The following is a 22,957-nucleotide window of genomic DNA, read 5'->3' as shown; positions in this document are numbered from 1 at the left end:
GATGTAATGGTCAATGTCGTTTTGCTCAAATAGCCTAGGATTATGGGGAAAGTCAGTTGAATTTATTGCTGGATAGCCTCAAAGTATCAGCAGTATTCGGACTTCCTTACTTGTCTTGCTACTATCTGCCATAGTCATCCGATCCGCTCATTTGATTCTCTGCAATCCTTCCACCTGAACAGCAGCTACAGCTGTTTCTGCAGATAATATTTCGTATGTCCCGCATGCGGACAATCCTTGATTTCTCCGAAGATTTCATAGCCCTGCTTCTGATAGAAGCCTGGTGCTTGCCAGCTCATCGTGGTCAGCTCGCTGACCTTGCAGCCCTGCTGCCGGGCCTTCGCCTCCAGCGTCTGAAGCAGCACCGCGCCAACTCCGCTTCCCCTGTACGCCGGGTCTACCGCCAGCAACTGAACCTGCAGCATATTCCAGACGATAGTCCCGGTGACCCCACCAACATATTCACCATTCTCATAAGCGGCAAAAGATAAAGCGGTGCGATCATAGGGCGGAATGCCAGGTTCCTTCTTGGCGCTGTGCCGCTCCAGCAGGGCAGATAGCAGGGGCTGATTGTCGTCGCTGTACATAGCTTTTATTTCCATTTCAATTCCTCCTCGGGCAGATGGGACAATGATGACTACTTATAGGGAAACTTGACCACTAATAGGTATCATAATGTTGATTTTAAGCTATATATAGGGAATTTTGTACCGCTAAACCTATCATATCCGTCTCCAAATGGCCTCGTCAGACGAATTAGAGGTAGCTTCTCCCTATAGTGTGTGCAACGGACACGCAGGTCAATAACTAACGGTAGTTTTTCCCCATCGCTCCCCTCGTCTATCGCCCATATCCCACCGTCTATCGCCTCTAGTTACTACTCACCTCCCATCAGGCGTATTGCTCCTGCCCTCGCCCTCGCGAACCCGCTCCTCGCCACCGTCCTCGCGATCCCGCTCCCGATCCTCCCGTATACTCCTCCAACCGTTCTGCCACTACACCCGGTCACCCACCCATAAATCCATCTCTCAGGTTGACTAGGGAAGGCTCTAAAGGTATGATGGAATAAGCAATATTGAAAAGACTGGGAACGGGAAGAGTAGGCGGTCAGCCCTTCAGAGAGCGGATAGGCAAGTGGTGTGAGATCCGCAGGAAACAGCCCCCGAAGTCGCCCCGGAGTTGCCCCTCTGAACTTTGTCTTCACATGAAGAACGGAGTTAGGATGTGGCCGGCTGCAGCCGTTACCCTGCATTGAGTGTCGCGCTGAGTCTGGAGCCGCAAGGTGAGAGGCATGGTTTTATTTTTATTGGTGCGAAACAAAGGTGGTACCGCGAAAGAATGGCCTTTCGTCCTTTGAGGGCGAAGGGCCTTTTTGTATTCCCGGATAACGAAATTTAGCAACTACTAAATGTTATTTATGGAGGTTTAGAACATGGCTGATCATGATCAGAACAACGTAAAGACCGGGCTTCAGGAACCGGCGGAGACTGCCGCAGGCCAGGGAACCACAAGCGATATGCCTACCACCTATGATCCGAAGGCGGCAGAGCAGAAATGGTATGCCTACTGGATGGAGAATGAATTCTTCAAGGCCGGGCAGCGTCCCGATGCTACACCTTACAGTATTGTGATCCCCCCGCCGAATGTAACGGGGATGCTGCACATTGGGCATGCGCTCGATTTCACCTTACAGGATATTCTTATCCGTACCAAACGAATGCAGGGCTTCGACACCCTGTGGTTGCCGGGAACAGACCATGCTGGGATCGCAACACAGACCAAGGTGGAGCAGAAACTGCGCCAGCAGGGGATTTCTCGTCATGATCTGGGACGTGAGAAGTTTCTGGAGCAGGTATGGGACTGGAAAGACCAATATGCGGAAACCATTCATGAGCAGTGGGCCAAAATGGGCCTCTCCCTCGACTACTCCCGCGAGCGGTTTACGCTGGATGAGGGCATGTCCAAGGGCGTGCGCGGGGTTTTTGTGAAGCTGTACAACAAAGGCCTGATCTACCGGGGCAAACGGATCATTAACTGGGATCCGGCGGCCCGCACGGCTCTGTCCGATATCGAGGTTGAATACAAGGAAGTTAACGGACACCTCTACCATTTGAAATACCCGCTCAAGGACGGCAGTGGATCGATCACCGTAGCGACCACGCGTCCAGAGACGATGCTCGGCGATACGGCAGTAGCGGTGCATCCCGAGGATGATCGTTACAAACATCTGATTGGCCAGATGCTGGTTCTGCCGATTATCGGCCGCGAGATTCCCATTATCGCTGACGATTATGTAGACAAGGAATTCGGCAGCGGCGCGGTTAAGATTACCCCGGCGCATGACCCGAATGACTTCGAGATGGGTCAGCGCCACAATCTGCCGCAGATCAATGTCATGGACGAGGGCGGAACGATGAACGAGGAAGCCGGACCTTACCAGGGCCAGGACCGCAGTGATTGCCGCAAAGCGATTACTGCAGATCTGAAGGCGCAAGGAGTGCTGGTTTCGATCGAGGACCATGTGCACCAGGTAGGGCACAGCGAGCGTTCGGGGGCAGTGGTTGAGCCTTATTTATCCACGCAATGGTTTGTCAAAATGCAGCCGCTGGCTGAAGCAGCCATCCAAGCGCAGAAGGATGGCAGCGGTGTTAACTTTGTGCCGGAACGGTTTGAGCGAACTTATCTGAACTGGATCGAAAATGTACGTGACTGGTGTATCTCCCGTCAGCTGTGGTGGGGTCACCGCATTCCAGCGTGGTATTCCGAATCCACAGGCGAAATTGTTGTGGCGTATGATGAAGAAGAAGCACGCCGGATCAGCGGTCTGGAAGATTTGAAGCAAGACGAGGATGTGCTGGACACCTGGTTCAGCTCGAACCTGTGGCCGTTCGCCACACTGGGCTGGCCGGATGAGAGCAGCGAAGATTACCAGCGCTACTATCCTAACAACGTGCTCGTAACAGGCTACGATATTATTTATTTCTGGGTGGCGCGGATGATCTTCTCAGCACTGGAGTTCACCGGGCAGAAGCCGTTCTCCGATGTGCTGATGCACGGTCTGGTGCGGGATGCAGAAGGGCAGAAGATGTCCAAATCGCTCGGTAACGGAGTGGACCCGCTGGAGGTTATTGAGAAATACGGCGCAGATGCGATGCGCTATATGATTTCAACCGGCAGCACCGCTGGTCAGGATTTGCGATTCCGTTGGGAGAAGGTAGAGCAGGCGCGTAATTTCGCCAACAAGATCTGGAATGCATCGCGCTTTGCGCTGATGAATCTGGAAGGCGTAAGCTTCGCGGATATTGACATTACAGGAGAGCTTAATACTGCGGATTACTGGATTCTGCACCGCCTGAACGAAACTTCCCGCGAGATTACGCGTCTAATGGACTCGTACGAGTTCGGCGAGATCGGCCGCCAGCTCTACAACTTCATCTGGGATGATCTGTGTGACTGGTATATCGAGTTCGCGAAGCTGTCGCTCTACGGTACGGATGCCGCCGCCAAAGCAAAGACACAGTCGGTGCTGGCTTATACGCTGGACCGCACCCTGCGCCTGATTCATCCGTTCATGCCGTTTATCTCCGAGGAGATCTGGCAGCATCTGCCGCATGAAGGGCAGACCATCACGCTTGCGGCTTGGCCGGAATACAGTCCGGCGCTGGAGAATCCTGCGGCAGTGGCTGAGATGAACCTGCTGATGGACGTTATCCGCTCCGTACGCAATATCCGTGCTGAAGTGAATGTGCCGATGAGCAAAAAAATCGAGCTGATCGTCAAAGCGAGCAGCGAAGAATCGCTCAGCATCATCAGCCGCAACGATAGCTACATCAGACGTTTCTGCAATACGTCCTCCTTCAGGGCGGGCCTTGACCCGGCCACGCCGGAGAAGGTGATGTCTGCTGTGGTGACCGGTGCCGAGCTGCTGCTGCCGTTGTCCGGACTGATTGATATCGACCAGGAAATTGCCCGTCTTGAGAAAGAAGTACAGAACCTGAACAGCGAAGTGGAGCGCGTGGAGAAGAAGCTGGGCAATCAAGGCTTCGTCGCCAAAGCGCCCGCCAAAGTCATCGAAGAGGAACGGGCCAAGCAGGCGGATTACTCCGCCAAGCGTGACAAGGTGCTGGCCCGCATCGCAGAGCTGAGAGGATAAGAGAAATGGAAGACATGACTACGGGCACCGCCCCCCTCAGTACCTATGCCGAAGCAGTGGACTGGATCAAGAGCCTGATCCCCTTCGGAATCAGGCCGGGCCTGGAGCGGATTACCCTGCTGATGGAGCAGCTGGGCAATCCGCACCGCCGGCTGAAGTTTATCCATGTCGCCGGAACGAACGGCAAAGGTTCGACCTGTGCTTTTCTAACCAGTGTGCTGTTGCAGAGCGGCTATTCCGTGGGGACGTTTACGTCCCCCTATATCACGAAGTTCACCAACCGCTTTCAGGTCAATGGTGAAGATATCCCCGAAGAGACACTGACCGAACTTGCGAATCTGCTGCACCCGCTGGTTGAAGAGATGGCACGGACCGAGCACGGTTCTCCTACCATGTTCGAGGTCATTACCGCCGTGGCACTACTCTACTTCGGAACGAAGGCGTATCCTGATATTGTCGTATGGGAGACGGGGCTTGGGGGAAGGCTGGATGTAACGAATCTCGTAACTCCGGTAGTGTCGGTCATTACGAATGTAGGGCACGACCATACTGATATTCTGGGGGATACACTGGAGCTGATCGCCAGAGAGAAGGCCGGGATCATTAAGCCTGGTGTTCCGGTAGTCAGCAGTGTCACTCAGCCGGAGGTTATTGCTGTGCTGCGGGAGAAAGCTGCGACGTCAAGCTCGACGCTCTATCTCGCCGGTGAGGATTTCCATTATGAATCCGGCGGAATAGAGGACGGTCTGCAGCAGATTAGCTTCAAAGGCCCCTTCCGTAATCTGGATCTAAGTATTGCCCTGAAGGGCGAACACCAGCTCAGCAATGCCGCCGGAGCCATGATGGCACTCGAGGTGCTGCGGCAATATATGGCGTTTATGCTGGAGGATGAAGATCTGCAGGCCGGATTCCGCAACACCTCGTGGGCGGGCAGGCTGGAGCAGGTTCATGCCTCCCCGCGGATTATTGTGGATGGCGCACATAATCCGGAAGGCGCTGAGAGTCTGGCCGCAAGCTTGCCGAAGTTCTATAAATACCACAAATTAAATTTGCTGATGGGGATGCTGGCAAATAAGCATCATGAATCCTATTTCAAGCATATACTGCCTATAGTGGATACACTCATCCTGACCGAACCGGATTTCCGCAATCCGATGGATGCGGAGGAACTGAAGGCGATCGCAGAAAGACTGCGCGAGAAATACGCCAAAACTGATTTGGCAATTATAGTAGAACGTGATTGGGGCAAAGCGCTGCAGCTGCTGAAGTCGATTACAGCGGATGACGACCTTGCGGTTGTGTCCGGTACACTGTATTTAATCTCTGACGTACGCGGTACACTTTTGCAGCAACCCGATTCTGAAAAAGGCTGGTGACGAACTGTTGGATACTACTGAACGTGTGCATTTTATAGGAATTGGCGGCTACGGGATGAGCGCGATTGCCCGGGTTTTGCTGGAGATGGGATATACGGTTACGGGCTCTGATGTAGCTGCCCAGGAATTAACGGATAAATTAATAGCCAAAGGTGCCAAGGTTTATATTGGACATACTGCGGAGCAGGTAAAAGGTGCCGATCTGGTAGTCTACTCGACGGCGCTGTCGAGTGACAATGTGGAATGGGTAGAGGCGGAACGGCTGAAGATTCCTATTCTGCACCGTTCCCAGATGCTGGCCAGGCTGCTGAATGAACGCAAGGGCGTAGCGGTTGCAGGTGCCCACGGCAAAACTACCACCTCCTCGATGATCGCCCTGGTTATGGAAGAATGCGGCGTCGACCCTACCTATATCATTGGCGGCGAGATTATGAATGTCGGAACTAATGCCAAGGCGGGGCAAGGGGAATTTGTGGTGGCGGAAGCGGATGAGAGCGATGGCTCCTTCCTGCAATACCACCCATGGCTCGGAATCGTCACCAATATTGAAGCCGATCATCTGGAGAATTACGGCGGAGATTTCAATAAGCTGAAGGCTGCCTATGTGCAGTTTATGAATCAGCTGCGCGAGGATGGTACGGCTATTGTGTGCTGTGATGACGAGAATGTGATCTCCCTGCTGCCGGAAGTAACCGGCCAAGTGACCACCTTCGGCATCCATTCCAAGACGGCGGATTACACCGCAACGGACATTGTGCTGGGCGACCGCCAGCTGACCTTTACCATGAATGCTTATGGCGAAGTGCTGGGGCAGATCGAGCTGTCCGTACCGGGTCAACACAATCTGTACAATGCGATGGCTACTGTTATTGCTTGCCTTAAATCCGAAATTCCGTTCGAGCAGATTGCAGCTGCGATCGTGAAATTTCACGGGGCGAAGCGCCGTTTTCAGGTACTGGGCGAGGTGGATGAGATTCTTGTCATTGACGATTATGCTCATCACCCTACCGAGATTCAGGCGACGATCAGTGCGGCCAAAACAACCGGCAAAAGAATTATTGCCGTGTTCCAGCCCCAGCGTTACACCCGTACCTTTTTCCTGCTGGATGCGTTTAGCCGTGCCTTCAGTGAAGCGGATGAAGTGATTATTACTGACATCTACTCCCCAGCCGGGGAGAAGCAAATCGAAGGCGTCACCTCTGCGAAGCTGGTGGATCTGATTGTGCAGAACAGCAATGCAGGAGCACGTTATCTGCCGACCAAAGAGGATGTTCTGGCCGATTTGAAGCCGCGTCTTGCACCGGGCGATTTGGTCATTACAATGGGAGCCGGCGATATCTGGAAAGTTGGGTACGCTCTGGCCGAGGAACTTAAGAAACGTTAACTGGATGGGCGCAGCTCGTGCGGCAATACATTTAATAGGGTAGCACTCCTGCGGGTTTTATCGGATCAGGTCACTGATTGGATAAATATCCGCCGGGTGCTTTTTTTTGCTACCTGAAGCTGGTATAGAATCCAATTGCCGAAAGGTGCCGGGGATGCTATAGTGCTGTCAAAAGAGATTGATTCTTCGAGCATACGGTGGTGTAGTCATGGGCTTTCAGCCTGATATTAAGACAATGATCTATTTGTTTATATTCGGGAATATATTCACCCTGCTGCTGATTACCACTTACCGGATCAGCGCTGCCAGAGAGACGGCCTCGACCTTCTTCATTGGTTCGAAATGGCTTCAGCTGTTCTACTGGTGCTCGCTGCTACTGTGGGACACGTTGCCCCGCGGGTTGATTATCCCGTTTACCAATCTGCTGATTCTGCTTGGCGGAACACTGGAAATTACAGCGCTGCTGCAGATGATGGACATGTTTGGCCGACGGGTGAAGCTGTATTATCTTGCCCTTATGGTTGGCAGTACACTCAGCTACGGGGTGATCGCAGTATTTTTTAATCATTCAGCACTCCGGATTACCTCGGTGTCCTTCTGGTCCATGCTCTTTTTTCTGTATCCGGCTTACCGTCTGGCCTTGAATCCCAAGGGAACTCCACTTCAGCGCATTCTGGGGTGCTTCTTTGCCGTGTTTGCAGTGATTATGCTGGGACGGGCTGTAGTAGCTCTGCTGATTGTCCCTGACATGAATGTATTTACCGTAAATCTCTCCCAGAGCCTGTATTACCTTGCCATGTACCTGATGCTTATTGTAGGGACGGCGGGATTCATTCTGCTCTCCAATGAACGTTCGCATGAGAAGCTCAAGCGGCTGGCTGCTTATGATGAGCTGACCGGCGTCCTCAGCCGCAGAGCGTTTCTGCTGGAGTCGGAGCTGAAGCTGGAGCAGGCGGTTAAGAAGCGGGTGCCTATTTCCCTGCTGCTACTGGATCTGGATAATTTCAAGGTGGTGAATGATACGTACGGGCATGATATGGGGGATGAGGTGCTGCGCATGTTCGCCCTTACGGTTGAAGCCAACCTTGGCAATGACGATTTGTTCGGCAGGGTCGGTGGAGAAGAGTTCGCCATTCTGCTCTATGGTCTGGACGAGCAGGGCTGTGACGACAAGGCTGAAACGCTGCGCAGGGCTGTGCAGTCATCCTCTGTGGAGCAGATTCCATCCAGCAGCACGGTAAGTATCGGGGCCATTACCCTTGTACCCGGTCCGGAGGTATCCTTCAATACACTGTACAAGCAGAGCGATCAGGCACTCTACCGGGCCAAGCAGGAGGGGCGGAACCGCACCGTACGTTACCGCAGGGGAGAGGAATGTTATGAGCTTTGAGCTTCATCAGCCGACGCTGCTGATCTGTTTGTTTCTGGGTAATTTCTTTATGGTGCTGCTGATTCTGGCTTACCGTTCCCGTTTCTCCCGGGATCGTATCTATATGCTGTTTGTGGCCTCGAAATGCATGCAGCTGGGGATTCTGCTGCTGCTGCTGCTGGAAGCCCGGATTCTGCCGCCGGTTCTGCCGCTTGTGGCCTTGCTCTGGCTTGCAGCCGGAGTTGTGGAGACGATGGCTATCTTGCTGCTGGTGGGTATGTACAGCCATAAGATGATGGAATATTACCGGCTGCTAAGCGCAGCCGCTCTGTTTCTGCTGCTTGCCTTCGTCATATGGCAAGGCCGCTTTACGGTGGCTTCGGCAGCCTTGTCCGGCAGTCTGCTGATGACCTACCCGGCGTACATCCTGCTGGTACGAATCCGGGAGACAGCACTGCAGCGGGCGATGGGCTGGCTCTACGCAGTGGTTGCCCTGGCTCTGGCAGGAAGAGCACTGGTGGGAGTGGCATCTGGTTATCCAGCCATCGCCGCTCTGCTGCATTTGTTCTTTTATACCGGAATTTTCTTGCTGATGTTTCTGGGCACCTCTGGATTTATGCTGCTGTCAAGAGAGCAGGCCTACGCCGAGCTTACTAGAGTTGCTACGTATGATGAGCTGACAGGGATCTTGAACCGCAGATCCTTTGTATTGCGGGCGCGTCCTTTGATTGCGGCGGCAGCACTTCAAGGCGCTCCTTACTCGTTCCTCCTGCTTGACCTGGATCATTTCAAGTCTGTGAATGATACCTATGGGCACGACACCGGGGATAAAGTCCTGCGCGACTTTGCCGCCAGAATCGGACAGCAGCTGCACAACGGTGAGCTGTTCGGCAGATTTGGCGGGGAAGAGTTCGCTATTCTGCTGCACAGGGCAGACATGCAGGCCAGCAGCGAGACGGCGGAACGGCTGCGTGCTTCTTTGAGCGGAGCTGTCATTAATGGGGCGCAGCTTCCTTATTCTGTGAGTATCGGCGTGATCACCGTAGCGTCGGGCGAGCGTATGTCCTTGAATTCGCTCTACAAGCTGAGCGACACCGCCCTGTACCGGGCGAAGCAGCAGGGACGCAACCGTGTCGAGCGAAGCGAAGCCGGAGGTGCTTGAGGACGGGGATTACCCGGCTTAAGCGTTAAGCTTGCCAAGGGGTCAACCCATGGTATTGCCTTGTGGCGATAAGCTGGGAATAAAATTTTCTCCAATAACCAAAAATCGACAAAACTACAAGTTACTTTGGGGTAATATATCTTCAAAGCAGAGAATCCACATAAATTGTAGTGAAATAGAGAATAGGAGTCGACGTTAAGATGGAGAAGTTACTATTTATATCTGCAGAGAATCCGTTTCCGCAGGACAGTGGAGGCAAGCTGAGAACGGGCAATATTCTGGCGATCCTACTGGCGAAATATGAAGTGGACCTGCTGACTTATCATAGCAGCCGGCAGGCACAGGCAAGCGAACCCCTGCCGCATCTGACTATTCGCGAAGTTAAGCGTACCGTGAGCTACCGCAAAGCGATGCTGCGTTCCTTATACAAGTGGCGGAACTGCTCTTATATGAGTCATGCAGATCTGGATATGAAGGATGAGATTCTTGCCCTCTGCAGAGCGAATGATTACCGGCAAGTGTTTATTTCCCATAGTCTGCTTGGCAGCTGCGCCGATATTGTCAAGCAAGTGCTGCCCCAGGCAGTGGTTGTCACCGATGCACATAACTTCGAGAGTGGCCTGTCCGCGCAGCTGGCGGAGAAGAAGAAGGGACTGAGCGGATGGTTTTACCGTATGAATGCTGTCTGGACCCGCTCGGATGAACTGAAGCTGATGGATAATACGAGTCTGCTCTTGACTACCTCGGAGCAGGACGGCTTGGCGTTTAAGGCTCTTTCTTTCAGAAATGCGCAAAAAGTGCATGTAATTCCCAATTTTATCCGTATTGAAGATTACGCAGGGACAGCTGGTACAGACAAAGAGAACTGGATTATTCTTCCGGGTAATATGAACTATTTTCCCAATGTGAACGCAGCGCTGTATTTCTACCGTGAGATCTACCCGCTGGTCAAAGCCAAGGTTCCGGATATCAAGTGGTATATCGTCGGACGTGATGTGCACCCGGAGGTTGCTGCGCTGGCTGAGGCGGACCGCTCTATCGTTATTACCGGCTACGTGGACAGTGTGGCGGATTATATCCGCCGGGCGAAGGTGGTCATTGCTCCCCTGAAGGAAGGCAGCGGCACCCGGCTCAAGATCCTTGAAGCCTGGGCGCTGAAGACTCCGGTTGTCTCGACGTCCAAAGGGGCGGAAGGGCTGCTGTACGAGCACAATATCAATCTTATGATCGCCGATGATCCTGACGATTTCGCGGCTAACGTTACCCTGCTGCTGTTGGACAAGGAGCGGAGGTTTGTGCTGGCGGAGCACGCCTATCAGACGCTGTTGAAGAATTATGAAGCCGGAAGTGTGCGTGAGAAGCTGCTCAGTCTGGTATGAATGTCAAAAATACAATATTTTCTGCCATAAATCGACAACTTTTTTAAATGAAATGGGGTACTATTGAACTGCATCTAAAGTTACAGAGTACAAATTGGCGGGATGCTAAATGTCCTGCTTTTTTGATATGTAAATTACATACTTTTCATCATTTCATATAAAGAATCAAGGAGCCGAAGTTATGCGTGAACATATGCTGTTTATCTCAGCACGAAATCAGAATAACCAGGATATTGAGGGCGACATCAGAACAGGGAACCTGCTTGCCGTGCTGCTGGAGAAATTTGCAATTGATCTGCTGGTTTACGGGGATTGCACCTCTGCACCTGCCGTTGAAGGAGTGGCTGGTCTTAAGGTTCATACTGTGAAACGCCATGTGACTCCCCGCAGAACGATGTTGCGTTCACTCTATACCTTGCGCAATTACTCTCCCTTCAGCAACGCGGACCGAGACATGAAGGCGATGCTGGAAGAGCTGTGTGGTGCTACGGAATACAGCCATGTGTTTATCGCACACAGTCTGCTGGGGAATTGCATTGACAGGGTTCGTCAGATGCTGCCGGAGGCGGTGATTGTTACAGACGCCCAGCGTTCTGAGAGCGCGTTGTCTGCTGGACAGGCGGCTGTGAAACGGGGGATCAGCAAGCCTTACCATAAGCTGAATGCCGCATTGGTGCGCAGGGATGAGAAGAGACTGATGAATAAAACAGGTCTCCTGCTTGCCACCTCGGAATGGGATGCATTGTCTTTCAAGGCGCTCTCCTTCGAGGATGCGGCCAAAGTACATGTGGTGCCTGTCAGTATTGATATGAAGGAATATCCGCCTGTTCCAGATGCCCACAAAGAGAACCGGATCGTGCTCCATTGGAATCTGAATACCCAGCAGGGCAAAAATGCAGCCCTGTTATTCATCAAAAAGCTGTATCCTTTGATTAAGGAAGAGGTGCCGGATGTGCAGTGTTCTATTGTTGGGGAGAATCTGCATGCTGACATCCTATCGCTGGTGGATAAGGATGCTTCGCTTACTATTGCCGATAGATGCAGCACGGAAGCTGTATTGCGCTCCAAGGTTCTAATCTCGCCGCTGCTGGAAGGCTGCGCCTCACGCCTCCATATTCTCGAAGCCTGGGCGCTGAAGACGGCGGTCGTTTCGACAGCCAGAGGGGCTGAAGGGCTGAACTGCGAGCATAACCGTAATATTCTGCTGGCGCACAGCTCGGCAGAGATGGCCGCTCATGTCGTAAGACTGCTGAAGGAGCCGGAGCTTGGCGCACTTTTGGCTGACCGTGCCTATCAGACCTTGCTGAAGCATTATGAGGCCAGCGAGGTTAAGGCCAAGCTTCTAAGCCTTGTATAATTTATAAAGCCCCGCATATTGGCCTGCTGCCTATCATATCTATTTCTATAGATTAGACGAGGTGAGGTGTGAGGGTTGAATAACGGAAGAATGACATTCCGGTTTAATGCTGACAAGGACAAGCCGGTTCCTGCCGTACTGGAACACCGCCGGGACAGCGGCTTAGGGAGCAGGGACGAGCAATATAGTACGAATTACAATGCGGATCTTAATACGGAGTATCGAACGGACCAAGATGAGGAATATCGAGCGGTGTCTGGAACGGAGCGGAGTGACGTTTCTTGGGTGGGGTCCAATGCGGATTGGAGCAGGGATCATAGAGCGGAATCCCGTGTGGACCGAAGTATGGAAGAACGTTGGGATCAGAGGACAAAAGCCAGTGCGGATCGAAGTGCGGAAGATAGGGCGGATCTGAGAACAGAATTTATTGTGGATCGAAATAGGGAAGATAGATGGGATCAGAGGACAAAATCCAGTGGAGGTAATTCGGAGCCACCGCGGATGAATTGGCGGGAACCGCAGCAGCCCAAGGTTAGAACTTCCGAGGGGTTGGACCTGCATCCAGTACTGCTTGAACCCGATGCCAAGCCAGATGTTGAGGACCCGCCCCGCGCTGAATATGCCTATTCACGTTATTCCCCTATGTATGCGGCCGATGATGAGATTGATGAGGATTGGCTGTCCACCGGGAATCAGTATCTCCCGCAGGCTGGTCCGGGGCAAACCAGGGGAGGCTGGCCCGCAGCGGGTGCGGACGGTTCCTACCATACCCGCCGGCCTTCGAATATATGGAAGTTTGCGGTGTCCGTAACCGGCGCACTTGGCATAGGGCTGCTGCTCGGATATATGGTGCTGTCGTTATTCAGCGGCGGCAATACGGACGGAGGCGCCGGAGCCGCGATAGCGGGCACACTGGCTGCAGTGGATCCGGCAGCCGGAACTGCGGAGGGCGGCGGTGAGGGAGCCGAGGCGGCTGACCCCGCCGGTGCCGGCACCTCAGGGCTGCCGCTGGAGGAGACCGCTGATCCGGCGGCAGGCCGCATCGGCGTGCAGGTTGGAGCGCAGAGCTACTACCTGCTGCAATACGGGGTGTTCAGCACGCCGGCCGGGGCCGAGCAGGCGAAGCAGGAGCTGCTGGCAGCCGGACTGGCGGCCAGTCTGGACCCTGCCGACGGCAACCGGGTATACGCCGGGCTGTCGCCGGACCGTGAGCAGGCCAAGCTGCTGAGCAGCGGCCTGAAGAACGAGGGCATCGAGCTGTACGTACGCGAGGTGGCCCTGCCTGCAGCGGAGCAGCTGCGGTTTGGCGGGACCGCTGCGACGGTGAGTGGCTATTTTGCCGTCAGCGGCGAGCTGTTGAGCGAGCTGAGCAGCCAATCCGCTGCGCTGCTTGCAGGAGGGCCAGGCACAACGGACACTGCTGCCGTGAGCGACTTGCACCTGCAGTGGAGTGAGTCTGTCAAGGCACTGGAGCAGGGATTGCCTGCCGAAGCACAGGCGGTGTGCGCCGAGCTGGAGAAGGCCGTCAGCCGGGGCATCTCGGCATTGACCGAATATAACAAGAACAAGGCCCAGGGCCTGCTGTGGGAGGTACAGGAAGCGATGATGAGCTTCCTTGAGGGCCAGAAGCAACTTATGGCCGTAATGGCCTGATCCAGGTGGCAGAATGAAGCCAGAGAACACCCGTTTCGGCATTAGCCGGAGCGGGTGTTTTGTCGTAGCGCTGCGCCCCCAAGCCCCCAAAGTATGTTCACCTTTTGAGAGGCTCCTGCATCTCATCTAGCCATCCAGCGTCACTCTCACCAACCAGCTTCCGTCCCCTCACGCGAACTAACTCGTCCTCATTTTGTCTCACTAAGTAGGCCTCCCAGCACCATCGCACCAACCAGCTTCCGTCCCCTCACGCGAACTAACTCGTCCTCATTTTGTCTCACTAACTAGGCCTCCCACCACCATCATACCAACTAGCTCCCGTCACGCCCGTCGGCCTAATCAGTCATCAATTTGTCTGACCTAACTCAGCCCCCCTCACCAACCAGCTCCCGTCCCCTTACATAACCTAACTGCCTCTCATCACTTCACCCCACCCTAGCTCCTATTACTAGCCCATTGCAGCTCTACCTCATCAGCGATTTTAGTGGAATTCAGTTTACTGTGGTCTGATCGCCAACCTGAGCGGAATATCTGTGATGGTGAGCTTAGGCTGCCTTCGTAGACATGTTATAGGGAACTCCTACCACTAGTTGGCCTCAGAACGATGCTTAGAGTAGATTATAGGGAACTTCCACCACTAAACAAGTCATTTCAACTCCGAAATGGCCTGAACAGACGGAATAGTGGTAATTTTTCCCTATAGGTTAAGGTAGCAGAGTAGGGGGCGGAATCTAACGGTAGTATTTCCCTATAACTACCTACGTGTTACTACTTATAACTAGCCAAAATTCATGGGAAGGCAGGGGTTCTAAATAGATGCGAATGTGGTTGCTACTTAGGACCCCTAGCCCTCTTCGCTCGTAACCCTCGCTTCGATTTCAGACGGTTACGGACTCAGGAGCCTCTATTTGCTGTGAATAGGCCGTTTTGCAGGATTAACGGACCCAGGAGCCTCTATATCACAGAAAACCCTCGCTTTAGAGCCTGTTTTGACGACTTAGGGGCTATACGGTCCGTAAGACGTCAAAAGATCGCAGATAGGAGGAAATAGGGGCTATACGGTCCGCTAGAATACAGGTTACCTAGTTCAAGGGCTTGGAGTCTCGCGGGGTCCTAAGTAGTAACCGAATGTGCAACTTAATTCAAGTGAATTACCAGCTAACGGGTGAGTGCTAATCTGCAACTAATATCGAGTAAATCAGGTATAATCTTCTCAAACGACGAAATTAGATACCTTTTTCAAACCGCACATTCATCTTCACTGCAATCTCAATAGTCAGACTCCACAGTCACCCCCCGCACCATCCCGACAACCACTGGCGAGCCGCCTCTTCAGCTAAGACAAACGCCCAAGTCTTCCAAAAGTTGAAGCTGAATATAGTTTCAGAAACTAGCATTTGCGTAATTCCATGCTGTTTCTGATCACTGTTCATGCCTCGATTTGATCAGCATCCTTGGTAATCATTCCCTGGCTGGATTTTACGTTTGTATTGATCTCCGTTTCACCGTATAATAATTAAGGTGTCAAAAAATGGCGAGGGAAGACTGAGATGAAGAAAAAAAATGTGGGTACACTGCTGTTATTTCTTATTCTCGGCTGGCTGGCCGGGGCGTGGATCGCCAAGCTGTTGCAGCCTATAGAGGCTCTGTCTTTTCTCACGAAATCGACTGTTCTAAAATGGTCGCCGCAAGCCGATTTGGACATTATAACCTATGACATCACTATTCAATTGAAATTGTGCTTGCTCAGTCTAGCAGGTATCATTACAGCGGTATGGCTATACCGGAAGGTATAAGTACAGTCGGACCGGCCAGGAAGGGACGTTATTTACGTGCATGATGTAAGCTCACGCCTTATTATTCTCGCTTCGGGTTCACCGCGCCGCCGTGAGCTGCTGTCGCAGCTCGGACTGCCGTTTCAGGTGGTCACCAGCGATGCCGATGAGAGCACGCCGCCCGAATGGACGCCGGAAGAGATCGTGCGCGCCCTGGCTCTGCGCAAAGCGCAGGCGGTGATTCCTGCTGCCAGCGCGGAGCGCGGAGCGTTAATTATCGGCAGCGATACGATCGTTGTGCTGGAGGATGCCGTCCTTGGCAAGCCGGTCGACGAGCAGGACAGCAAGACCATGCTGGCCGCACTGCAAGGCCGTACCCATAAGGTGTACACGGGTGTAGCCTGCATAGGACTGCCGGAAGGCCGCGAAGTCGTCGATCACCGTGTCACCAGTGTAACCATGAGAGCGATGTCCGATGAGGAGATTGCTGCCTACATAGCTACCGGGGAGCCGGCTGACAAGGCTGGCTCTTATGCTATTCAAGGGCTTGGCGCCACGTTGGTGGACCGCATTGAAGGCTGCTATTTTAACGTAGTGGGACTGCCGTTGTCACTGCTTGGCGAGATGCTCCAAGGGTTCGGGATATCACTGCTGGACCGTAAGTAAAGAGCCCGGAAAGAGGGATAGGGATGGAGTCGCAATCAGTAATGCTGCGGGACCTCCCCCATGAAGAACGACCACGAGAGCGCATGATGCAATATGGGGCGGAATCATTAAGTCAGGCAGAGCTTCTGGCCATTCTGCTGGGTACGGGAACACGCCGGGAATCGGCTATTCATATGGCCCAGCGGGTGCTGGGACAAGCAGGCGGCCTTCGTCAATTGGCAGACCTGAGCATTGAAGAATTGATTGATATCAAAGGCATCGGCCCCGCCAAGGCCGTGCAACTAAAAGCAGGCATAGAGCTGGGAAGACGCATGGCGAATTCCCGGCTTACCGAGCCGGTCATTATCCGCAGTCCGCAGGACGCCGCGGAGATTCTGACTGAGCAGCTGCGTTATTTGCAGAAGGAGCATTTTGTCTGTCTGTTCCTGAATACGAAGAATCATGTGGTGGGGCAGGAGACCTTGTCCATGGGCAGCTTGAACGCCTCCATTGTCCATCCGCGTGAAGTATTCCGGGCAGCCATCAAATGCAGCAGCGCGTCCATTATTTGTGCACACAATCACCCCAGCGGTGATCCGACGCCGAGTCCCGAGGATATTGCGCTGACTACCAGATTACTGCAGGCGGGCGAGATCGTCGGAATCGACGTGCTGGATCATCTGATCATCGGGGATAGCCGGTTTGTAAGTTTGAAAGAGAAGGGCTTCATGTAATATAATAGTGCAGATTTACTAGGAAAAGGAGAATACAGCATGTTAGGTGGTTTCACGAAAGATTTAGGGATTGACCTGGGGACAGCGAATACGCTTGTCTATGTACGCGGCAAAGGCATAGTTGTAAGAGAGCCTTCCGTGGTGGCTATTAACACAGATACCAAAACCATTGAAGCTGTAGGCGAATCCGCCAAAAAAATGATCGGCCGCACACCCGGCAACATTCGTGCGATCCGTCCGATGAAGGATGGAGTTATTGCCGACTTCGATACAACGGCTACCATGATCAAATATTTCATCCGCCAAGCCCAGAAGCAGCGCTCGATGTTCCAGCGCCATCCGAATGTGATGGTCTGTGTCCCTTCCGGCATTACTGCGGTCGAGCAGCGTGCCGTTGAGGATGCAACCAAGCAGGCGGGAGCGCGTGAAGCCTACATCATTGAGGAGCCGTTTGCAGCAGCCATCGGTGCGGATCTGCCGGTATGGGAACCAACCGGAAGTATGGTGGTGGATATCGGCGGCGGTACAACCGAAGTGGCGGTAATCTCGCTCGGCGGGATTGTAACCAGCCGTTCCGTACGTGTGGCCGGGGATGATGCGGATGAAGCGATTATCCAGTACATCAAACGCCAGTATAACCTGATGATCGGGGAACGGACCTCGGAGCAGTTGAAGATGGATGTGGGCTCTGCCATGCCGCTTGAGAAAGCAGAGACGATGGAAATTCGCGGACGCGATCTGGTAACGGGACTGCCGAAGACCTTGACGATTACTTCCGACGAGGTATGTGAAGCGTTGTCCGATACAGTGAATGCGATTGTAGAAGCGGTTAAGGTTACTCTGGAGAAATGCCCGCCGGAGCTGGCAGCCGATATCATGGACCGGGGCATCGTATTGACCGGGGGCGGCGCACTGCTGCGTAACCTGGATAAGCTGCTGGCCCGTGAAACCGGAATGCCGGTTATCGTAGCTGAGAATCCGCTGGATTGCGTTGCTATCGGTACAGGCAAAGCCTTGGAGAATATTCATCTTTTCAAGAGCCGCAGCGGCACCGGACTGCGCTACAAGCGCTAATATCTGCAGAAGTTGCGAACGTCAACCCCTGTTGTGGGAGAAATTCGGTTGTTAGAGGGTGTTGAAACTGTTTAAGCTGTTTAACAATAAACGTCTGTTCATTATGCTGATTACCCTAGTGCTGTTTATCGTGGTAATGGGTTTCAGTCTGGGGCCGAGGAAGGTCCTCTCCTGGCCTGAGAGCTTTCTCAGAGATACAACCGGTTTCGTGCAAAAAATGTTCTACAAGCCCGCTGGATATGTAGCGGGCTTGTTTGAAGATATCGGAAACCTTAAAGATCTCGCCAAGGAGAACGAGGAGCTGAAGATTCTCGCAGCCCAGTATGCGCGGGACAAGGCGACTTATAATTTCATCGAAGCACAGTATAAGTTGCTGCAGAAGCAGGTGCATTTTACTGCTGCACAGAAAGCGCAATATGATTACGAATACTGGACGGTTCAAGTCGTAGGCGAGAGCACCGAGCCCAACAACAGCTCCATTGTCATTGACCGGGGTTCGAATGAAGGCGTCAAGCTGAATATGCCTGTGATTTCTGACAAGGGGCTGGTCGGGATTGTCAGCCGGGTCAGCAAATTCACGGCTACCGTGAAGCCGCTGACCATGATGGACCCGAATGATCCGAACTCCCAGCCACCGATTGCAGCTACGGCCACCAATAAAGAGACCAAATCCTTCGGCATGGTGGAGAGCTACGACCTCAAGACTGGCCGGCTGCTGATGAAGCGGATTCCCCCTGGTGATCCGATTAAAGAAGGCGATACGGTTGTTTCCTCAGGCAGCGGTGGTCTATACCCGCGCGGCTTGATTATCGGGACGGTGGATAGCGTCGACATTGGCGAGTATGGTCTGACTTCTACAGCAATTATTAATCCGGCAGCCGGGTTCCAGGACTGGAAGCTGTTGACGGTCGTTGCTTCCCATCAGGAGAGTGAAGAATAGTGAACATGCGCAGATCCGTTCTTATCCTGTTGCTGTTCCTGCTCTTTATCCTGCAGGGGACGGTGCTGCCTTGGCTGATCCCCGATATTTGGCAGATGCGGATTATTCCGAATCTGGTACTGGTGGCCATCCTGTTCGTGACGGTATATCACCACCGACATACCGCGCTTTTGCTGGGGCTTTCTTTTGGAATGCTGCAGGATGTAGTGTTCTATGGCCGTATACTCGGAAGTCATTCGTTCACTATGGGGCTGTCGGCTTATCTGATCGGTCTGATCTTTCAGCTTCCACGTGCCCCGCTTCCGCTGATGATGTCGGTTGTACTGCTGGGCAGTCTGCTTGCCGACAGCATGCTGTTCGGGATCTACACGGTGTTTAACCTCAATCAGGAGCCATACAGCTGGGCGCTGCTGAATCATATGCTGCCGACCATGCTGGTTCATTTCGCGATTGCGCTGCTCTTTTATGTTCCGCTGCGCAAGCAGCTGGAGTTGATCAAGAAAGAGGCCGCCAAGGAGGAAAACGCCTGAAGCAGAGGGATTTTCTTCATTGGCCAAGCAGGAATTAACAAGGCGCAGCACGAATGAATCAAGATAGGGGGACAGGCATATGACAGTAAAATCCAAGCATGTAAGGATTAAGGGCATCAAGGACGGCTTGGTATTCCTACTAGACGACAAATGCCCCTTTGAAGATCTTCTAAGCGAGCTGCGCTACAAGCTGGAACACAGCCATCAGAATATTCTGGCCGGACCGATTGTGCATGTGGACATTAAGCTGGGCGAACGTGTGGTAACAGAGGAAGACAAGGATGCGGTACTGGACATTCTGAGGGGGCAGGGCAATCTGCTGATCCGATCTGTGGAGTCGCTGCCGGTTCCCGGCGTTGTGGATCAGGACGCGCTGTTTCTGATGAGCGGCATGCTGCGCTCCGGTCAGGTGCTGCATCATACGGGCAACCTTCTGTTTCTGGGTGATGTTAATCCCGGAGCGACGATCACTTGCTCAGGTGATATATATATACTGGGCGCCCTGCGGGGCATGGCCCATGCAGGTGTCGAGGGCAATGAAGAGGCCATTATCGCAGCTTCGCTGCTGGCACCGACCCAACTACGGATCGCTGATATTATCAGCAGGCCACCGGATGAATGGGAGACTCGGGAGAGCAGTATGGATTTTGCCTATTTATTAAACGGAGCCATGCAGATTGACAAGATTCATAATATAGTCAAATTACGTCAGGGTTTAAATGTGTTTAAAGGGGTGTAGCCTTCATGGGAGAAGCGATAGTCGTAACCTCGGGCAAAGGCGGAGTTGGCAAAACGACCACAACAGCCAATATAGGAACCGCTCTTGCGCTGCAGGGCAAAAAAGTATGTCTCGTCGATACTGACATTGGACTGCGTAATCTGGATGTGGTTATGGGGCTTGAGAACCGGATCGTTTATGATCTGGTGGATGTGGCGGAGGGCAGATGCCGCCTGAACCAGGCTCTGGTTAAGGACAAGCGGTTCGATGAATTGTATATGCTTCCGGCAGCCCAGACGAAGGATAAGACGTCCGTTACACCTGAGCAGGTGAGGGATATCATTCTTGAGCTGAAGAAAGAATATGAATATATCCTGATCGATTGCCCAGCAGGAATTGAGCATGGCTTCCGCAATGCGATTGCCGGTGCCGACAAGGCCATTGTGGTCACCACGCCAGAGCATGCGGCCGTTCGTGATGCTGACCGTGTGATCGGACTGCTGGAGCAGTCGCATGTGGAATCGCCGAAGCTGGTAGTTAACCGCATTCGGCCAGGCCTTGTGAAATCAGGCGATATGCTAGATATCGAGGATATCCTGCAGGTGCTGAATATTGACCTCATCGGGATTGTTCCCGATGATGAACTGGTGATCAAGGCGGCCAACAGTGGCGAGCCTACCGTTATGAACCCCGATTCGTCCGCAGCTATCGCCTATCGAAACATTGCCCGCCGCATTCTGGGCGATGCTGTGCCGCTGATGCAGCTGGACCGCAAGCCCGGAGCCTTTAAGAAGCTGAAGAAGTTTTTTGGCATGGCCTAGTTTGATTACAGCACTTATTACCTTTATTGCTAATGGAAGTCTCGGCCGCAGTTACCTGCGGTGGCGGGGCTTTTTTTATATATATCCTGCTTAACCTGTCCGCCTGTGTGGGAGCTTGTTCTAAAGCGCCTGTCCGCGCTCATAAAATGAGAGTAAAACAAGCCCCCCGGAGGGATGGACATGGAACAGAAATTAGATATTAAACGCCGCCGTGAGCAGCGGATTCGCAGTCTGCTGGAAGAAATGCCGGAAGCAACACCACCCGGAGGATCGCCGCTGTTCGCCAAGCCGGTGAAGGCCTCCGGTTATGAGGAATGGAACGCCAGGCTGGGAACGGAGCCGCCCGGAATGAACGAGCCTGATCCTGAGCGGATATGGAAGCAGCGGAAGCGGGACTGGGAAGGACCGGAGGATGGCGGGAGGCCGCGATTTACGGCCGGTTTTATCCGCCGCACAGTGGCAAGTCTGGTCGTATTTAGCGCAGTCTGGGGAATATTCAATGTCCAGCAGCCATGGTCACAGCGGGTACAGGTATTTGTGACTGGCGCTTTAAGTGAAGATATGGATTTCGCTGCAGCCAGAGTATGGTACGAGGAGCATTTTGACGGGGCACCAGCGTTTATTCCGATCTTTGGTGATAAGGAAGTGCCAGCAGAGAAGGCTCAAGCCCCCCATGAGCTGAGTGCTCCGGTCGCGGGTGAATTGCTAAGTAGCTATGATCCTGTGCTGCAAGGGGTGCAGATCAGACCTGTGAGCGATTCGGGCGGTGGTGTGACGGTGAAAAGTATAGATATGGGGCGTGTACTCTCTGTCACGAAACAGCAGGAAGGCCTGCGGATTGTTGTCCGGCATACCGGTGATCTTACGGCTGAATATGGCAACCTCAGCGGGACCAAGCTGGAGAGTGGTGATTGGGTACAGAGTGGTGATACAGTGGGCTGGATGCTGGAGACGGAGTCGGCTGAATCCCCTGCACTTTTTTTTGCGGTGATGAAAGACAAGACTTATATTGATCCTACAGAAGTGGTATCGTTTGATTAGGATCTTCGGCATTGACCTGTCGCTGCATCCGTTGTTTATCATGATTATGCTGCTCTCCGTGTTCACTGGGCAGTTTCTGGAATTGCTCACCTTATTCACCATCGTGTTCATTCATGAGCTGGGGCATGTGGCTGCAGCGCTGCTTGCCGGAATTACTGTCAGATCAGTCCAGCTGCTGCCGTTCGGCGGTGTGGCTGTTATGGAGGACCACGGCCGGCTCACTGCGGCCCGCGAGATCGGGATCGCGCTGGCAGGGCCGCTGCAGAACGCCGTAATGATCGGGCTTGCACTGGCAGTCGGACAGGCAGGCGCAGGAAATCCGGAATTTATCAGCTATTTTATTCACGCGAATGCGATGATCGCGCTTTTTAATCTGCTGCCGGTGCTGCCGCTCGATGGCGGCAAAGTGCTCCAGGCTGCCTTCAGCCTGTTATTCCCCTATTATTTCACGCTGCTGTGGAGCGGAAGGATTAGCATCGCGGCCAGCTTGCTGGTCATAGGCTATGCACTTGCACCGTTGGCTGCCGGTGGGGGAGCCGGATTGAACCTTCTCCTCATTGGGGCATTCCTGCTCTATTCCAACCTGACAGACCACCGCAATCTGCCATACCGATTCATGGCTTTCTTGATGAACCGGGAGGTTCAGTATGAGCGGCACCTGCTGTCGGGGAAGGATGCAACCCCAATTGTTGCCTTCACTGCGAAACCTTTGGAGGCTATCCTGCGTCTATTTAAGCGTAATCAATATCATTTTATCGAAGTTGTAAACAGTGAAGGACGTATTGTTGCTGTTCTGCCGGAGCAGCGTTTGATATCTTCCTATTTTGGAATTTAAAACAGAGGTCA

19 protein-coding genes and 1 other annotated feature are annotated in these 22,957 nt (G+C 53.1%); of the genes, 18 read left to right on the top strand and 1 reads right to left on the bottom strand.

What is annotated here, in order from left to right; translation table 11 throughout:
- Positions 1 to 185 precede the first annotated feature (185 nt).
- Positions 186 to 602, bottom strand: a complete 417-nt coding sequence (locus B9T62_RS25040) for a GNAT family N-acetyltransferase (protein WP_087917766.1) — start codon at positions 600 to 602, stop codon at positions 186 to 188.
- Between the two features lie 475 nt (positions 603 to 1,077).
- Positions 1,078 to 1,357, top strand: a binding site (T-box leader).
- Between the two features lie 159 nt (positions 1,358 to 1,516).
- On the opposite strand from B9T62_RS25040, the gene B9T62_RS25035 reads away from it, so the two are divergent.
- The 18 genes from B9T62_RS25035 to B9T62_RS24950 all read left to right on the top strand — a co-directional run bounded on the left by B9T62_RS25035 (position 1,517) and on the right by B9T62_RS24950 (position 22,946).
- A complete protein-coding gene (locus tag B9T62_RS25035) occupies positions 1,517 to 4,153 on the top strand; it encodes a valine--tRNA ligase (RefSeq protein WP_245864669.1) in 2,637 nt (878 codons plus the stop codon).
- Between the two features lie 5 nt (positions 4,154 to 4,158).
- Positions 4,159 to 5,529 carry a bifunctional folylpolyglutamate synthase/dihydrofolate synthase gene (locus B9T62_RS25030; protein ID WP_087917764.1) on the top strand — a complete coding sequence of 457 codons (1,371 nt, stop codon included), beginning with the start codon at positions 4,159 to 4,161 and terminating at the stop codon, positions 5,527 to 5,529.
- 7 nt (positions 5,530 to 5,536) lie between these two features.
- Positions 5,537 to 6,913, top strand: coding sequence for a UDP-N-acetylmuramate--L-alanine ligase (gene murC, locus B9T62_RS25025; RefSeq protein ID WP_087917763.1), 1,377 nt, complete (start codon positions 5,537 to 5,539; stop codon positions 6,911 to 6,913).
- Positions 6,914 to 7,121: 208 nt separating this feature from the next.
- Positions 7,122 to 8,303, top strand: coding sequence for a GGDEF domain-containing protein (locus B9T62_RS25020; protein ID WP_087917762.1), 1,182 nt, complete (start codon positions 7,122 to 7,124; stop codon positions 8,301 to 8,303).
- On the top strand, positions 8,293 to 9,444 hold the full coding sequence (locus tag B9T62_RS25015; RefSeq protein WP_087917761.1) for a GGDEF domain-containing protein: 1,152 nt from the start codon (positions 8,293 to 8,295) through the stop codon (positions 9,442 to 9,444). Before B9T62_RS25020 ends, B9T62_RS25015 begins: the two co-directional genes overlap by 11 nt.
- Positions 9,445 to 9,644: 200 nt before the next feature.
- The gene (locus B9T62_RS25010; protein ID WP_087917760.1) at positions 9,645 to 10,823 is read left to right on the top strand and encodes a glycosyltransferase family 4 protein; all 1,179 of its coding nucleotides are present in this window, start codon (positions 9,645 to 9,647) and stop codon (positions 10,821 to 10,823) included.
- Positions 10,824 to 11,004: 181 nt separating this feature from the next.
- Positions 11,005 to 12,180, top strand: a complete 1,176-nt coding sequence (locus B9T62_RS25005) for a glycosyltransferase (RefSeq protein ID WP_087917759.1) — start codon at positions 11,005 to 11,007, stop codon at positions 12,178 to 12,180.
- 75 nt (positions 12,181 to 12,255) lie between these two features.
- Positions 12,256 to 13,833 carry an SPOR domain-containing protein gene (locus B9T62_RS25000; RefSeq protein ID WP_087917758.1) on the top strand — a complete coding sequence of 526 codons (1,578 nt, stop codon included), beginning with the start codon at positions 12,256 to 12,258 and terminating at the stop codon, positions 13,831 to 13,833.
- Positions 13,834 to 15,383: 1,550 nt separating this feature from the next.
- The gene (locus B9T62_RS24995; protein WP_087917757.1) at positions 15,384 to 15,629 is read left to right on the top strand and encodes a DUF4321 domain-containing protein; all 246 of its coding nucleotides are present in this window, start codon (positions 15,384 to 15,386) and stop codon (positions 15,627 to 15,629) included.
- 36 nt (positions 15,630 to 15,665) lie between these two features.
- Entirely contained in the window at positions 15,666 to 16,274 is a 609-nt protein-coding gene (locus B9T62_RS24990; protein WP_087917756.1) for a Maf family protein, read from the top strand.
- A gap of 23 nt (positions 16,275 to 16,297) precedes the next feature.
- Complete coding sequence (gene radC, locus B9T62_RS24985; protein ID WP_087917755.1) at positions 16,298 to 16,987, top strand: RadC family protein; 690 nt, start codon at positions 16,298 to 16,300, stop codon at positions 16,985 to 16,987.
- Between the two features lie 39 nt (positions 16,988 to 17,026).
- A complete protein-coding gene (locus B9T62_RS24980) occupies positions 17,027 to 18,061 on the top strand; it encodes a rod shape-determining protein (protein ID WP_087917754.1) in 1,035 nt (344 codons plus the stop codon).
- Between the two features lie 58 nt (positions 18,062 to 18,119).
- Positions 18,120 to 19,001 carry a rod shape-determining protein MreC gene (mreC, locus tag B9T62_RS24975; RefSeq protein WP_087917753.1) on the top strand — a complete coding sequence of 294 codons (882 nt, stop codon included), beginning with the start codon at positions 18,120 to 18,122 and terminating at the stop codon, positions 18,999 to 19,001.
- Complete coding sequence (mreD, locus tag B9T62_RS24970; RefSeq protein ID WP_087917752.1) at positions 19,001 to 19,531, top strand: rod shape-determining protein MreD; 531 nt, start codon at positions 19,001 to 19,003, stop codon at positions 19,529 to 19,531. The genes mreC and mreD overlap by 1 nt, the downstream gene beginning before the upstream one ends.
- A gap of 79 nt (positions 19,532 to 19,610) precedes the next feature.
- Complete coding sequence (gene minC / locus B9T62_RS24965) at positions 19,611 to 20,270, top strand: septum site-determining protein MinC (RefSeq protein ID WP_087917751.1); 660 nt, start codon at positions 19,611 to 19,613, stop codon at positions 20,268 to 20,270.
- A gap of 5 nt (positions 20,271 to 20,275) precedes the next feature.
- Positions 20,276 to 21,070, top strand: a complete 795-nt coding sequence (minD, locus tag B9T62_RS24960) for a septum site-determining protein MinD (protein ID WP_087917750.1) — start codon at positions 20,276 to 20,278, stop codon at positions 21,068 to 21,070.
- Positions 21,071 to 21,250: 180 nt separating this feature from the next.
- Positions 21,251 to 22,111: a M23 family metallopeptidase gene (locus tag B9T62_RS24955; RefSeq protein WP_157794000.1), complete on the top strand. Its 861-nt coding sequence runs from the start codon at positions 21,251 to 21,253 to the stop codon at positions 22,109 to 22,111.
- Entirely contained in the window at positions 22,104 to 22,946 is an 843-nt protein-coding gene (locus tag B9T62_RS24950; protein ID WP_087917748.1) for a M50 family metallopeptidase, read from the top strand. The genes B9T62_RS24955 and B9T62_RS24950 overlap by 8 nt, the downstream gene beginning before the upstream one ends.
- Positions 22,947 to 22,957 lie beyond the last annotated feature (11 nt).

This window comes from Paenibacillus donghaensis (assembly GCF_002192415.1).
GTDB lineage: Bacteria > Bacillota > Bacilli > Paenibacillales > Paenibacillaceae > Paenibacillus_AQ > Paenibacillus_AQ donghaensis.
Note: the sequence above shows the minus strand (reverse complement) of the source record. Positions and strands in the feature narration are given on the sequence as shown.